This window comes from Coralloluteibacterium stylophorae, from assembly GCF_018122625.2.
Lineage (GTDB): Bacteria > Pseudomonadota > Gammaproteobacteria > Xanthomonadales > Xanthomonadaceae > Coralloluteibacterium > Coralloluteibacterium stylophorae.
On record NZ_JAGQFT020000005.1, the window covers coordinates 301,530 to 315,522 of the forward strand.

Below are 13,993 nucleotides of genomic sequence, written 5' to 3' on the forward strand. Positions count from 1 at the left end.
GCCGTTCGCGGGATCATCACGCGGCCGTCGCGACCCTGCGCGGCCCTTCCCGCCCGCCAGGAACCCGCATGGCCCTCCAGCACGCGACCACGACCGCCATCCGCGACCAGCAGGCGACGATCCTGCGCGACTGGGTCGGGCAGCTCGCGAGCGGAGGCTTCAGCAGCGACCGGCGTGCCGCGGCCGACGAGGTCGACGCCCAGGCGCGGGATTTCCTCGGCCTGTTCTGCGATGCCGCGGGCACCGACGACTTCGGCCCGAGCGTGCCGGCATGGGCGGCGGTGCGCGGCTTCCTGGAGAACCTGTCCAGGCGCCGCGCCACCCAGGGCTTCAGCGCGGAGCAGACCGCCAACTTCATCTTCTCGCTGAAGCGCCCGCTGTTCGGCGTGGTCGAGCGCGCCTGGCAGGACGAGCCCAAGGCCTATGCCGGCGAGCTGTGGGCGGTGTCGGAGCTGCTCGACAGCCTCGGCATGCACACGGTCAACACCTTCCAGCACTCGCGCGAGCAGGTCATCGCCCGCCAGCAGGAGGAGCTGCTGGAGCTGTCGACCCCGGTGGTGAAGCTGTGGGAAGGCGTACTGGCCCTGCCGATGATCGGCACGCTCGACAGCGCGCGCACCCAGGTGGTCATGGAGTCGCTGCTGCAGCGGATCGCCGAGACCGGCGCCGGCATCGCCATCATCGACATCACCGGCGTGCCGACCGTCGACACCCTGGTCGCCCAGCACCTGCTCAAGACCGCCACCGCGATCCGGCTGATGGGCGCGGACTGCATCATCAGCGGCATCCGTCCGCAGATCGCGCAGACCATCGTGCACCTCGGCGTCGACCTGCAGGGCATCACCACCAAGGGCAACATGGCCGATGCGCTGGCGCTGGCGCTGCGGCGCAGCGGCCAGAGCATCGTCCGGGCCTGACCATGGACCGCATCCCGATCCTGCGCATGGGCGACGTGCTCCTGGTGACGATCCAGGTGGAGCTCCACGACCAGCTCGCGATGACCCTGCAGGACGACCTCGCCGCGCGCATCAGCGCGACCTCGGCGCGCGGCGTGCTGCTGGACATCTCCGCGCTGGAGATCGTCGACTCCTTCATCGGACGCATGATCGCGACGATCTCCGGCATCGCCTCGGTGATGGACGCGCGCACCGTGGTCGTCGGCATGCAGCCGGCGGTGGCGATCACCCTGGTCGAGCTGGGCCTGTCGCTGCCGGGCGTGCTTACCGCGCTCGACGTCGAACGAGGCATGCATCTGCTCGGCATCACCCGGAGCGGCGATGCAGACCACGCACAGTGAGGTCGTGCCGCTGCGCGCCGAGCAGGACGTCGTGCATGCGCGCCAGGCGGTGCGCCGCCTCGCCCAGGAGCGCGGCTTCCGGCTGATCGACCAGACCAAGCTGGTGACCGCCACCAGCGAGCTGTCGCGCAACACCATCGTCTACGGCCGCGGCGGCGAGCTGCGGATCGAGGTGGTCGAGGACGGCATCCGCACCGGCCTGCGCCTGACCTTCGCCGACGAGGGTCCCGGCATCGCCGACCTGGGCCTGGCACTGACCGATGGCTGGACCTCGGGCAACGGCCTGGGCATGGGCCTCAGCGGCTCGCGCCGGCTGGTGAACGAGTTCGACATCGACACCGCCCCGGGCGCAGGCACGCGCGTCACGGTGGTGCGGTGGCGCTGACCTCCGAAGGCCTCGAGCAGCTCTGCTGCGCGGTCGGCGACGCCAGCCAGGTCGGCGAGGCCCGGCGGGTCGCCGCGCGGCTGGCGCGCGCGGCCGCGCTCGGCGAGACCGACGCCGGCCGCCTCGCCATCGTCGTCGTGGAGCTGGCCAACAACCAGCTCCGCCACGCCGGTGGCGGTTCCATGCTGATGCGGGTGGTCGAGCGCGAGCGCGATGCCGGCGTCGAGATCCTGGCCATCGACCGTGGCCGCGGCTTCGACATCGCCCGCGGCCTGGTCGACGGCTATTCCACAGCGGGAACCTCGGGCACCGGCCTGGGCGCCGTACGCCGGATGTCGAGCGTGTTCGACGCCTGGTCCGACGCGCGCGGCTCGGTGCTGCTCAGCCGCGTGTTCCCCACGGCTTCCGCCGGCGACCCGGGCTGGGGCGTGGTCAACCGCCCGGTCGCGGGCGAGGTCCAGTGCGGGGACGGCTGGGCGGTGCGGCGCAGCGGCGGGCTGCTGCATGCGCTGGTGGTCGACGGGCTCGGCCACGGGCCCAGCGCGGCCGACGCGGCGCGCGCGGGCATCGCGGCGTTCCGGAGCCAGGCCGCCGCCGACCCCGCGCATGCGCTCGAGAACCTGCACCGCGGCATGGGCGGCACCCGCGGCGGCGCGGCGGCGGTGGCGACGGTCGACCCCGGCGCGCGCCGGCTCGCCATGGCCGGCATCGGCAACATCGGCGTCACCCTCTGGTCCGAGGGCCGCGCGCGCGGCCTGCCGTCGCACAGCGGGATCGTGGGCCAGGGCGCGGTGCGGCCGCGGCGCGTGGTGGACGCCGGATGGACCGCGCCGGCGCTGCTGGTGATGGCCTCCGACGGCCTGCAGTCGCGCCTCGCCTTCGGCGACTACCCCGGCCTCGTCAACGTCCATCCGGCGGTGGTGGCGGGGCTGCTGTTCCGCGACTTCGAGCGCGGCAACGATGACGCCACCGTGCTGGTGCTGCCGCTAGCCTGAGCCCATGAGCGAGTCCGCCGACCCCACCTCCGCCGGTGCAGAACTCCAGACCCTGCGCGCGCAGGTCGCCGCGCTGCAGGAGGAACTGGCCGCGACCAACCAGGGCGTGGTGGCGCTGTACGCGGAGATCGAGGACCAGGCCGAGCAGCTGCGCGAGGCGTCGGAACTCAAGAGCCGCTTCCTGTCGCACATGAGCCATGAGTTCCGGGCGCCGCTGAGCTCGATCCGCAGCATGGCGCGGCTGCTGCTCGACGGCGTCGACGGTCCGCTGACCGAGGAGCAGCGCGTGCAGGTCGACTTCGTCGCCGGCGCCGCCACCGAGATGTCGGAGATGGTCGACGACCTCCTCGACCTCGCCCGCGTCGAGGCCGGGCGGGTGGCGATCGCGCCGGGCTGGTTCCAGCTGGTCGACGTGTTCTCCGCCCTGCGCGGCATGTTCCGCCCGATCGTGGCGACCAGCCGGCTGCAGCTGGTGTTCGAGGAGCCGGTGGATGTGCCGCCGATGTTCTCCGACGACCGCAAGCTCTCGCAGATCCTGCGCAACTTCATCTCCAACGCGCTGAAGTTCACCAGCGAGGGCGAGGTGCGGGTGCGCGCGGTGCCGCTGGCCGACGGCCGCGTCTGCTTCGCGGTCTCGGACACCGGCGTGGGCATCCCGCCGGAGCAGATCCCGACCCTGTTCGAGGAGTTCGTGCAGGTCGACACCCCGCTGCAGCGGCGCTTCCGCGGCAGCGGCCTGGGCCTGGCGGTGTGCCGGCGCTTCGCCGAACTGCTGGGCGGCGAGGTGGCCTGCGAGAGCACGCCCGGCCGCGGCTCGACCTTCAGCGTGACCGTGCCGGCGCGGCTCGAGGCGGTCGCCGAGTGAACGCGGCGCCGACGGTGCGGATCCTGGTCGTCGACGACAACCCGGCCAGCCGCTACGCCACCCGCCGCATCCTCAATGCCGGCGGCTACGCCACCGACGAGGCCGCATCGGGCCGGGACGCGCTGGCGCAGGCCGCGGCGGCGGACCTGGTGATCCTCGACATCAACCTGCCCGACCTGTCGGGCTTCGAGGTCTGCCGGCGGCTGCGCGCCGATCCCGCGACCGGCTCGACGCCGGTCATCCACATCTCCGCGGCCGCGGTCACCACCCGCGACGTGGTCAGCGGCCTCGACGGCGGCGCCGACGCCTACTTCGTGCACCCGGTCGAGCCCGCGGTGCTGCTGGCCACGGTCGGCACCCTGCTGCGCGCGCGCAGCGCCGAGCGCCGGCTGCGGCGCAGCGAGCGCCGCTTCCGCGCGGTGGTCGAGCGCGCCGACACCGGCATCGTCCTGCTCGACGACGACTGGGCGCTGGTGGAGGTCAACCCGCATTTCGCGCGGCTGCTCGGCCAGCCGCAGGCCGTGCTGCAGGGGCAGCCGCTCGGTGCGCTGCTGGCCGATGACGGCGGCGCGCGGCTGGCGGAGATCGACGCGGCGCGCGCGCGCGACGAGCCCTGGGCCGGGGTGCTGTCGCTGCGCGGGTCCGGCGGGCGCGCGATCGAGACCGAATGGCGCTTCAGCTCCGGCTGGGAGAGCGGCACTCGCCTGGCCACCGTCACCGACGTCAGCGAGCGCCACGCCATGGAGCGCGTGCGCGAACTGCTGCTCGAGCGCGAGCGTTCCGCGCTTGCCGACAGCGAGCGCGCGCGCAGCGAGGCCGAGCGCGCCAACGAGGGTCTCGAGCTGCGGGTGTGGGAGCGCACCGCCGACCTGATCGAGGCCAATACCCGGCTGGAGGCCGAGATCCGCGAGCGCGAGCGCGCCGAGGCGCAGCTGCGCCAGTCGCAGAAGATGGAGGCGGTCGGCCGCCTCACCGGCGGTATCGCCCACGACTTCAACAACCTGCTGACCGCGATGACCGGCAACCTGGAGCTGTTGCGCCGGCGCCTGGGCACCGATGCCGATCCGCGCAGCGGACGCTATCTGGAGGCCGCGCTCGACGCCACCGGCCGCGCGGCCTCGCTGACCCACCGCCTGCTGGCCTTCTCGCGGCAGCAGGTGCTGGCGCCGAAGGCGGTCGATCCGCTGGCTCTCGCCATCTCGATGCAGGACATGCTCGAGCGCACGCTCGGCGAGTCGGTCCGCTTGGTGATCGATCCCGCAGTCGTCCCCCACAGCGTGCTGTGCGACGCCAACCAGCTCGAGAACGTCCTGCTCAACCTGGTCATCAACGCGCGCGACGCCATGCCCGAGGGCGGCACCATCCGCATAAGCTGCAGCGACGCGCCCACCCCCGGCGGCGCCGGCGGCCAGGTGCGGCTGGATGTCGCCGACACCGGCACCGGCATCGCGCCCGAGGTCGTCGACAAGATCTTCGAGCCGTTCTTCACCACCAAGCCCAGCGGCCAGGGCACCGGCCTGGGCCTGTCGATGGTCTACGGCTTCGCGGCGCAGTCCGGCGGGCACGTCGCGGTGCAGTCGGAGCTGGGCCGGGGCAGCACCTTCTCGCTGTGGCTGCCGCGTGCCGACGAGGCCGGGCCGCTTCCGGCGCGGGCCACGGCGGTGGTGCCGCCGTCGGCGCGCGGAGAGCGGCTGCTCCTGCTCGAGGACAACGGCAGCGTGCGTCCGGTGCTCGCCGAGGCCCTGCGCCAGCTCGGCTACGCGGTGGTGGAGGCCGCCGATGGCGAGGAGGCGCTGCGCCTGCTGGACGAGAGCGCCGACATCGACCTGGTCGTCTCCGACATCGGCCTGCCCGGCGCCGACGGGCGCGAGATCGTCGCGCGTGCGCGGGAGCGGCGCCCGGACCTGCCGGTCCTGTTCGTCACCGGCTATGCGCAGCCGACCGCGGGAGCGGCCCCCGACACGCCGCCCAACGCCAGCATCCTGAGCAAGCCGGTGCGTCTGGAGACGCTGGCCGTCGCTGTGCGCGACATGCTCGACCGGCAGCCGGACTGACGATCCGCCGGTTCATGCCGGCCGGCCGCCGGGTCAGGAGAACCTGCCGCAGGCGATCGGGTCGCTCGCCGGGAACGTCTCGTCCAGCGCCTCGTCGAGCCGCGCCTTGGCACGCGCCTCGGCCTGCGCCGGCGACGGATCCTGCGCCGGATCGTCGGGATCCTCGGGGTCGGGATGCATGGGCGGGCTCGCTCCCCACGCGCATCGGCACGCGCGATGGGAGCCACGCTACGGCCTGCACAGGCGCCGCATCCTGCACCTGCGTGCGCCATCGCAGCGCAGCGAAGCGCCGATGCAGGCGGGAAGGGGGATGGCGCGCCTGGAGGGATTCGAACCCCCGACCAACGGCTTCGGAAGCCGCTACTCTATCCGGCTGAGCTACAGGCGCGAGCCGTGCATTCTTGCATGATGCGGCGTGCAAGGCGAGCCGGGGTCGCTACCATGGCCGCCTCGCCCTCCGCGGAATCGCCATGCAGCGGCAGTACCTCAGGAACCGGGGCAGGATCCTGGTCGTCGACACCAGCCGCCAGCGCGCCGAGCGCGTCGCGGCGCTGTGTGGTGGCGAGGCCGAGGAGGCCCTGGGCACGTCGGCGACGAGCGTCGACCACGGCGCCAGCTACCGCTCCGGGCTGGTCCGCCTGGCGGCGGGCGAGGCGGGCCACTACGCCGCCTGCCTGGTCCATGCCGGCATCGATTCCGGCGGTGCCGTGGCCTGGATCCGCGAGGTGCGCACGCGCGGGTACGCGATGCCGATCGTGATCTATGGCGAGTCCGCCGGTGCGCTCGGGCACGAGGGCGGACAGGGCGTGGAGGCTGTGCTGCTCGACGATGACGACGCGCTCGCCGCGGCCGCACTCGACGCGGTGTTCGCCGGCATCGGCGCCACGCCGCCGGCCGCGCCCGCCGCGCCTGCGGCGGATCCGGCCCTGCTGCACGCCTCGCTCGACCGGCATCCGGTGCCGACGGCGGTGGTCGGCGAGGACCCGCTGCGCCCGCTGCTCTACGCCAACGCGGCCTTCCAGCGCCTGCTCGGCATCGGTGCGGCCGATGCGGATGCGGATGCGGCCGCGTTCGCCCGCGCGACCGCGCTGCCGACTTCGCGCCGCCCGCTGCTGCGCCTGCTGCGCGCGCGCCTGCGCGGACGCCGCGCCAGCGAGACCGCCACCCTGCTCGACTGCGACGGCGGCCGGCGACGGGTGGAGATCGACTACGTGCCGCTCGGCGCCGGCCGCCGCGGCCTGGTGTCGCTGCGCGCGACCGGCGGCGGCGACCTGCCGCCGGTGCGCGTGCTGGAGATCGATCCGGTCTGCGGCATTCCCCGCTTCGGTGCCGGCAACGACTATCTCAATGCCGCGCTGGAAGCCGCCGGCGCCAGCGGCGGCCGCGTGGCCGTCTACCACGTCGACCTCGACGGCTTCCGCGCGGTCAACGACAACATGGACGAGACCGTCGGCAACCAGGCGCTGGCCCAGGTCGCCGAGCGCCTGCGCACCCTGCTCGCCGAGCGCGGGCGCGTGTGGCGGCTGGTCAGCGACGAGTTCGTGGCGGTGGTGCCGCTGCGTGCGGCCGAGCTCGAGCCGATGGCGCTGGGCGAAGCGCTGCGCGCGCGCCTGGAGGCGCCGATCACGATCCTGCCCTACAACGTGTTCCTCACCGCCACGGTGGGCGTGGCGCTGTTCCCCGACCACGCCCAGGACGCCGCCGGCGTGCTCGCGTGCGCGGCGGCGGCGATGATGCAGAGCAAGCGCACCGACGTGAACGCGGTGCGCATGTACAGCGACAGCGAGCGCGAACGCCGCGAGCGCCACACCCTGGGCTACCGCATCAGCCAGGCGCTGGCCAACGGCGAGATGACGCTCGAGTACCAGCCGCAGGTGCGCGCGCAGGACGCGCGCATCATCGCCTTCGAGGCGCTGCTGCGCTGGCAGTCGCCGCAGCACGGCCTGCTGACCGCCTCGCGGTTCATGCACATCGCCGACCGCCAGGGCCTGCTGGTGGCGCTGGGCGACTGGGCGCTGGACACCGCCTGCAGCCAGCTGTCGGGCTGGATCCGGCGCGGTTTCGACGATGTCGGGGTGACGGTCAACATCGCCGGGCGGCAGCTGCTGCGGCCGCGCTTCGCGGAGGAGGTCGAGGCGGCGCTGACCCGTCACGGGGTGCCGGCGGCGCGGCTGGACCTGGAGATCGCCGAGAACGCGCTGGCCACCAATTTCCCGCGCGTGCGGCGCACGCTGGCGGCGCTGAAGGAGATCGGCGTCGGCCTCACCCTCGACGACTTCGGCGTCGACCGCTCCGGCCTCGGCTACCTCGCCCAGATCCCGGTCGACAAGCTCAAGATCGACCGCAGCTTCGTCGGCGGCATCTCCACCGACGCCGGCGAGGCGGTGATCGCGCGCGCGATCATCGCCATGGGCCACGAACTCGGGCTCCGGGTGATGGCCGAGGGCGTCGAGACCGAGGCCCAGCTCGGCTACCTGCGCCGCAACCACTGCGACGAGCTGCAGGGACACCTGTTCGCCGCGGCGATGCCGGGCGCCGAGGCCGAGGCGCTGCTGCACCGCCGCGTGCTGCGGCCGGAGGCCTTCGCCGCCACCCGTCCCGACCGCACCCTGCTGCTGCTCGACGACGAGGAGAACGTGCTGCGCTCGCTGGTGCGCCTGTTCCGCGCCGACGGCTACCGGATCCTGACCGCGGCCAACGTGCGCGATGCCTTCCAGCTCCTGGCCACCCACCACGTGCAGGTGATCCTCTCCGACCAGCGCATGTCGGACATGAGCGGCACCGAGTTCCTCGGCAAGGTCAAGGAGCTCTACCCCGACACGGTGCGCCTGATCCTGTCCGGCTACACCGACCTCGCCACCGTCACCGACGCGATCAACCGCGGCGCGATCTACCGCTTCCTGACCAAGCCGTGGAACGACGACGAGCTGCGTGCCCACATCGGCGAGGCGTTCCGGACCTGGAGCGCGCAGTCGCAGCGCACGCGCGAGCGCGCCCGCTGACCGCCCGCGTCAGCCGCGCAGGCGCGGCAGGCCGTGCTCGTCGCGGTCCTCGGCGACGGCCTCGTCGCCGATCCGCTCGCGCAGGCCGCGGCCGGGCAGGGCGAGCGTCGCCTCGCCGCGCGCGCTGCGCAGCGCGTTGAGGTAGCACAGCCGCGCCGTCTCGCCGTCGCCGCGCTCGCTGTAGAGATGGCCCAGCTCCTCCCAGGCCTCGCCGTCCGCACCCTGCGCCAGCGCGCGGTGCAGGTGGTCGAGCGCGGGACCGCTGCGCCCGTGCTCGCGCTCCAGGCGGGCGACGGTGACCAGCAGGGCGGGGCTGTTCGGGTGCCGGTGCAGCCAGGTCGCGGCCGCGCCGAGCCGCAGGTCGTCGTGCGGCGCCGCCGGCAGGCGCCCGTAGCTCGCCGCCAGCGCTTCGTCCCAGCGTGCGTCCAGCGCGTTGCCGAGGGCGACCGCGGCGGCGACCTGCATGCCGAGTCCGCCGGCGCGCTCGGCGTAGGCGCCGACCACCTCGGGCTCGTTGCGCAGCGCCTTGGGGATGCGGTCCCAGGCCGCGGCGAGGGCGTCGGCGTCCGGAGCCTCCCGGAGTGCCTGCGCGGCCACCTGGCGTTCGAGGGCGGCGCGGCCCTCCTCGTCCAGAACCTGCGCCTGGCGCAGGCCGCCGAGCAGGTTCCAGGCCTCGCCAGCGCGGCCGGCCGCGAGCAGCGCGCGGATCCGCAGCAGCTGGCCCCGTGGCGGCAGCGCCCCGCGGACGGCGAGGGGCTCCAGCCCCGCGGCGGCGTCGGCCGGACGGCCCTCGGCCAGCGCGGCGTCGGCCTGGGCCAGCGCGGCGGCGTGCGCGTCGATCCGCGCCAGCTCGCCGAGATGGGCATCGCAGCGGTCGCGGTCGCCACGCGCCCATGCGGCGCGGGCCGCGTTGAGCAGGGCGACCGCGCGCAGGCCGGCGTCCTCGGCGGCCTGCAGCAGCGTCGCCTCGGCCCGCTGCCAGCGGCCCTCGTGCAGCGCGCCGAGGCCGCTGGCCAGACGCACCCGCGAACGCCGGCGCCGATGCCCGCGCCAGGCGTCCACCGGCAGCATCAGCAGGCGCAGCACCAGGCCGCCGAGCAGGATCGCGACCAGCAGCGCGAGAACGGCGAAGGCGACCGAGGTTTCGACCGTCCAGCCGCGGATCTCGATCAGCAGCAGGCCCGGATCGGCCAGCAGCAGGGTCGCCCCCAGCGCGCCGAGCACCGCCAGGAACAGCCAGAACAGCAGGCTGCGGAACGGGCTCATGGCTGCGCCGCTCCCGCGTCCTCGCGCGCCGGCTCGGTCTGCGGACCGGTGTCGACGTCGATATCGGTGTCGTCGGCCGGGCCGGGCGACGCCGGCGCCCAGGCCGGCTCGACCAGGCGCAGGCCGCGCAGCTGTTCGAGCGTCGAGCCGAGCAGCGGCACCTCGAAGTCGAGCGGGCGCCCGGCGAGCGCGCGCAGCCGCTCGCGGCGTTCGCGCACCTCCGGGGTGTCGGCGAACAGGTGGCCGAGGCGCGTTTCGATCCGGCCGATGGCATCGTCGAACGCCATCGCGTCGCGACGCTCCGCGGCTACCCGCGCGAGGGTCAGTTCGACCCGCAGCGCCTGCAGCGCGGCGGCGCGCTCGGCAGGCGCCACCCGTTCGACGTCGTCGGCGTCGCTGCGGCGCACGCGGACCAGGCGCGAGAGCAGGCGTTCGGCGGTGCCGGGCGTGGCCGCCGTCGCGTCGTCGTCCTGCGCCATCAGCGTCGGCGCGGGCAGCTGCGGCAGCGCCGACTCCAGCGCGGCGAGTTCGCCCACCGCGCGGTCGCGCGGATCCTCGCCCACCGCGCGCAGCGCCGCGAGTTCCTGCTCGAGGCTCTGGCGCAGGTTGGTGTAGGCGGGATCCTCGGCGTTGCGCAGCACGTCGCGCGCGGCGGCGTAGGCGCGGCGCGCGGCATCGATGTCGCCGGCCAGTTCCAGCCGCTGGCGGCCGAGCGACAGCAGCAGCTCGACCTCGTCCAGGCGCAGCCCCGCGTCGCCGCGCGCGCGGCGCTCGCTGAGCTGGTTGACGCTCTCCTCGAGCAGCTCGGCGCGGCGCGAGAACGCCAGCGCTTCCTCGCGCACCAGGCGCAGGCCGTTGCTGGCGTCGCCCAGGCGTCGCTCCAGGCGGCGCTGCTCGTCCTCGAGGAGGCGGGCGGTCTGCTCCATCGCCTCCAGGCGGCGCTCGGTCGGATCGGGATCCATCTCCTCCGCTGCGGCGCCAGCGGACGCCCGGCGCGGCCCCGTGTCCGCCGGCAGCTCGATCCAGCCGCTGCGCCAGGCGTACCAGGCCCCGACGGCGAGGCAGCCGAGCAGGATCAACAGGAGCAGGAGCCAGGCGAGGCCACGGCCGGAGCGGCGGGATTCGCGGGCGGGCGGGGGCGGGACCGGGGTCTCCGGCGTCGACGCGGATTCGTTCACGACGCGGTGCGCGCTCAGGGGGTCAGGGATGCGCGCATGCTACCGGATGGCGTCGGATCGGGCGTCGAGCACCCATGCGCCGAGCGCGTCGACCAGTGCCCGCGGCCGGGCGCTGCCGGCGACGGCGATGTGCCGGCCGCCGACGTTCCGCGTCGCGTCGGCCAGGCGGGCGCTGGCGACGACGAAGAGCGCCTGGCGCAGGCGGACACGCAGCGGGTCCGGCAACTGCGTCCACGCCGCGTCCAGCGCCTCGCCGCTGCTGATCGCCAGCGCGGTGCGGGCGATGTCGGCACGGGCGAGGCGGTCGATGCGGGCGGCGGGGATCGCCGCCGGTTCGCGGCGGTAGACCTCGGCGCGCACCAGGCGCGCGCCGCGCGCGGCGAGCGTCGCGGCGATCAGCCCGCGCCCGCCCGGCGCGGTGACCAGTCCCACCGCGTGGCCGGCCACGCCGGCGAGCGCCGGCAGCGCCAGCAGGCCCTCGCTGTCCATGCGCGACGGCGCGAGTACCTCGGTCACGCCGGCGCGCCGCAGGGCGGCTGCGGTGCCGGCGCCGACCGCCAGCGCCCGGGCGAGGTCCTGCAGAGGATGCTGGCGCGCGGCGAAACGCACCGCCGCCGGGCTGCTGAAGATCACCGCCGCACACGCGAGGGCCGCCTGCAGCGCAGGTCGCGCATCGAGCGCGACCAGGCGCAGCGGCGACAGCGCCAGCGACTCGGCACCGGCGCGCCGCGCCGCGTTGCGCAGCCCCGCGTGCGCACCCGCCGGCCGCAGCGAGACCAGCGTCCAGCCGCGCAACGGCGCGGATTCCTCCGTACTTGCGCGTATTCGCGGCATGCTGGCAGCTTGTCACGCCATGTCCGCCGACGTCACGTTCCCGGCCGCGCCGATCGAAGCGCTGCACGCGCTCTTCCTCGGGATGCCGCCGGTGCTGGCGATGGGCGCGCGTGCGGTGGCCTACGACGGCGACACGCTGATCCTCGGGGCGCCGCTCGCGGCCAACCTCAACGACAAGGGCAATGCGTTCGGCGGCAGCCTGTCGTCGCTGATGACGCTGTCGGCCTGGGGCCTGGTGATGCTGCGCCTGCGCGACGAGGGCCTCGACGGCGAGGTCTACGTGGCCGACAGCAGCGTCCGCTACAGCGCGCCGCTCTACGGCGACCTGCACGCCGAGGCGCGCCTGGAGGAGCCGGCCGACTGGGCGGGCTTCGTCTCGCTCTACCGCCGCCGCGGACGCGCCAGGCTGTCGCTGCGCGCCTGCATCCGTACCGCCGACGGCGACGTGGCCAGTTCGCTGCACGGCCGCTTCGTCGCGCTGTCGTCGAAGTAGCGGTCCGGTGCTTGGCGGCGGCGGAGCGCGCAGGCAGGCTATGCGCATGCCACGCCTCCTCCCGATCCTGCTCGCCGCCTGCCTGGTGCTCCCGCTCGGCGGCTGTCCCGCCACCTCGACCCGGCAGCAGACCGTGGACCAGGCGCTCTACACCTACGCGGGGATGATCCGCTGGGGCGAGTTCGAGGGCGCCTGGGAGTACGTCGATCCGGAGGTGCGCGAGGCGCAGCCGCTGAGCGACATCGACATCGAGCGCTACAAGCAGCTGCAGGTCACCGGCTACCACCCCAAGACCTCCGCGCCGACCGCCGACGGTGGGCTGGTGCGCACCGTCGAGATCGCCCTGGTCAACCGCCACACCCAGGTCGAACGCACGGTGCAGGTCGTGGAGACCTGGCGCTGGGACGAGGACGCGCAGCGCTTCTGGCTCACCAGCGGCCTGCCGACGTTCGAGCGCTGAGCCGCATCGGTTTTGCGCCGTCGCGGCGATCGGCGACAATCGCCGCCCTTCCGTTGCGCATGTTCCCGCCGTGACCCTTGATCAACTGGTCGATTTCGCTGGCCGCCATCCCTACCTCTCCCTCGGTTTCGTCGGCCTGACCATCGCCATCGTCGTCAACGAGGTCATGCAGCTGTTCCGAGGTTTCCACGGCGCGAGCCCGCAGCAGGTCACCGACCTGATGAACCGGCAGAGCGCGCTGGTGATCGACGTCAGCCCGCTCACCGATTTCGAGAAGGCCCACATCCCGGGCTCCAGGCACGTCGCGATGAACCAGTTCGACCCCGAGAGCAAGCTGCTCGCGGGGGTCAGGGAGCTGCCGGTGGTCGTGGTCTGCCGCGCCGGGCAGACCTCGGGCGACGCCGCCAGGCGCCTGGTCAAGGCCGGCTTCAGGCACGTCCACGTGCTCGAGGGCGGCATCGCCGCCTGGCGCGCGGCCAACTATCCGGTGGCCAAGGGCCGCGCCTGAGCGTGGATCCCGCGTCCCGCGTTTGGGGCGCCACCCGCGGGCGTGGGATACTCCCGGGTCCGATCGCTTCCATATCGTCCGTCGCTCGACGGCATTACTTTCTACGGAGATCCCGATGGCCGAGGACATCAGCAACGGCGCCGCCGCACCGCAGGACCAGCAGGCGCAGGGCGCGCAGTTCAACGTGCAGAAGATCTACCTGAAGGACGTCTCCTTCGAGGCGCCGAACGCGCCGCAGATCTTCAGCGAACAGGCGCAGCCGCAGCTCCAGCTCAACCTGGCGCAGAAGGTCAACAACCTCGGTGGCGACGCCTACGAGGTCATGCTCACCCTGACCCTGACCTGCACCGCCGGCGACAAGAACGCCTACCTGGTGGAAGTCACCCAGGCCGGCATCTTCACCCTTGCCGGCTTCGACGCACGCATGCTCGACGCCATGCTCGGCACGCAGTGCCCGAACGTGCTGTTCCCGTACGCGCGCCAGGCGATCAGTGACCTGGTGCAGGGCGGCGGCTTCCCGCCGTTCTTCCTGCAGCCGATCAACTTCGACATGCTCTACGCCGAGAACCTGCGCCGCCGCGCGGGCCAGCAGCAGGTCGACGAGAGCCAGCAGCCGCCCGCCGGCAACGCCTGAGCGGATGGATCCTCGCCACACG

At 73.9% G+C, this 13,993-nt stretch carries 15 protein-coding genes and 1 tRNA gene; 11 read left to right on the forward strand and 5 right to left on the reverse strand.

Annotated elements, in window-relative coordinates:
- Positions 1–68 precede the first annotated feature (68 nt).
- The 6 genes from KB893_RS09820 to KB893_RS09845 are packed head-to-tail and all read left to right on the forward strand — an operon-like array spanning position 69 to position 5,596.
- Positions 69–917, forward strand: coding sequence for an STAS domain-containing protein (locus tag KB893_RS09820; RefSeq protein WP_213173642.1), 849 nt, complete (start codon positions 69–71; stop codon positions 915–917).
- A gap of 2 nt (positions 918–919) precedes the next feature.
- Positions 920–1,297: an STAS domain-containing protein gene (locus KB893_RS09825; RefSeq protein WP_211925473.1), complete on the forward strand. Its 378-nt coding sequence runs from the start codon at positions 920–922 to the stop codon at positions 1,295–1,297.
- Positions 1,278–1,682, forward strand: a complete 405-nt coding sequence (locus tag KB893_RS09830; protein ID WP_211925472.1) for an anti-sigma regulatory factor — start codon at positions 1,278–1,280, stop codon at positions 1,680–1,682. Before KB893_RS09825 ends, KB893_RS09830 begins: the two co-directional genes overlap by 20 nt.
- On the forward strand, positions 1,673–2,677 hold the full coding sequence (locus KB893_RS09835; RefSeq protein WP_211925471.1) for an ATP-binding protein: 1,005 nt from the start codon (positions 1,673–1,675) through the stop codon (positions 2,675–2,677). Before KB893_RS09830 ends, KB893_RS09835 begins: the two co-directional genes overlap by 10 nt.
- Before the next feature lie 4 nt (positions 2,678–2,681).
- Complete coding sequence (locus KB893_RS09840) at positions 2,682–3,542, forward strand: sensor histidine kinase (protein ID WP_211925470.1); 861 nt, start codon at positions 2,682–2,684, stop codon at positions 3,540–3,542.
- The gene (locus tag KB893_RS09845; protein WP_211925469.1) at positions 3,539–5,596 is read left to right on the forward strand and encodes a response regulator; all 2,058 of its coding nucleotides are present in this window, start codon (positions 3,539–3,541) and stop codon (positions 5,594–5,596) included. The genes KB893_RS09840 and KB893_RS09845 overlap by 4 nt, the downstream gene beginning before the upstream one ends.
- Positions 5,597–5,629: 33 nt before the next feature.
- Here KB893_RS09845 and KB893_RS09850 read toward each other — a convergent pair whose 3' ends face one another.
- On the reverse strand, positions 5,630–5,776 hold the full coding sequence (locus KB893_RS09850; protein ID WP_211925468.1) for a hypothetical protein: 147 nt from the start codon (positions 5,774–5,776) through the stop codon (positions 5,630–5,632).
- 131 nt (positions 5,777–5,907) lie between these two features.
- Positions 5,908–5,984, reverse strand: a tRNA-Arg gene (locus KB893_RS09855).
- Between the two features lie 358 nt (positions 5,985–6,342).
- Between KB893_RS09855 and KB893_RS09860 the strand changes: the two genes are divergently transcribed.
- The gene (locus tag KB893_RS09860) at positions 6,343–8,598 is read left to right on the forward strand and encodes an EAL domain-containing protein (RefSeq protein ID WP_338026923.1); all 2,256 of its coding nucleotides are present in this window, start codon (positions 6,343–6,345) and stop codon (positions 8,596–8,598) included.
- Between the two features lie 9 nt (positions 8,599–8,607).
- On the opposite strand, the gene KB893_RS09865 is transcribed toward KB893_RS09860, so the two are convergent.
- Genes KB893_RS09865 through KB893_RS09875 form a run of 3 tightly spaced genes read right to left on the reverse strand, consistent with a single transcriptional unit; the run spans position 8,608 to position 11,876 of the window.
- Positions 8,608–9,864 (reverse strand): heme biosynthesis protein HemY, encoded by a 1,257-nt coding sequence (locus KB893_RS09865; protein WP_211925466.1) that lies wholly within the window; start codon positions 9,862–9,864, stop codon positions 8,608–8,610.
- A complete protein-coding gene (locus KB893_RS09870) occupies positions 9,861–11,042 on the reverse strand; it encodes a uroporphyrinogen-III C-methyltransferase (protein ID WP_211925465.1) in 1,182 nt (393 codons plus the stop codon). The genes KB893_RS09865 and KB893_RS09870 overlap by 4 nt, the downstream gene beginning before the upstream one ends.
- A 39-nt stretch (positions 11,043–11,081) precedes the next feature.
- On the reverse strand, positions 11,082–11,876 hold the full coding sequence (locus tag KB893_RS09875; RefSeq protein ID WP_213173643.1) for a uroporphyrinogen-III synthase: 795 nt from the start codon (positions 11,874–11,876) through the stop codon (positions 11,082–11,084).
- A 19-nt stretch (positions 11,877–11,895) separates the two neighbouring features.
- On the opposite strand from KB893_RS09875, the gene KB893_RS09880 reads away from it, so the two are divergent.
- From KB893_RS09880 to secB, 4 genes are all read left to right on the forward strand, one after another.
- Positions 11,896–12,369: a YiiD C-terminal domain-containing protein gene (locus tag KB893_RS09880; protein ID WP_211925463.1), complete on the forward strand. Its 474-nt coding sequence runs from the start codon at positions 11,896–11,898 to the stop codon at positions 12,367–12,369.
- A 46-nt stretch (positions 12,370–12,415) separates the two neighbouring features.
- Entirely contained in the window at positions 12,416–12,829 is a 414-nt protein-coding gene (locus KB893_RS09885; RefSeq protein ID WP_211925462.1) for a hypothetical protein, read from the forward strand.
- Positions 12,830–12,899: 70 nt separating this feature from the next.
- Entirely contained in the window at positions 12,900–13,337 is a 438-nt protein-coding gene (locus KB893_RS09890; RefSeq protein ID WP_211925461.1) for a rhodanese-like domain-containing protein, read from the forward strand.
- A 115-nt stretch (positions 13,338–13,452) separates the two neighbouring features.
- Complete coding sequence (secB, locus tag KB893_RS09895) at positions 13,453–13,971, forward strand: protein-export chaperone SecB (protein ID WP_211925460.1); 519 nt, start codon at positions 13,453–13,455, stop codon at positions 13,969–13,971.
- The last annotated feature ends 22 nt before the right edge of the window (positions 13,972–13,993 follow it).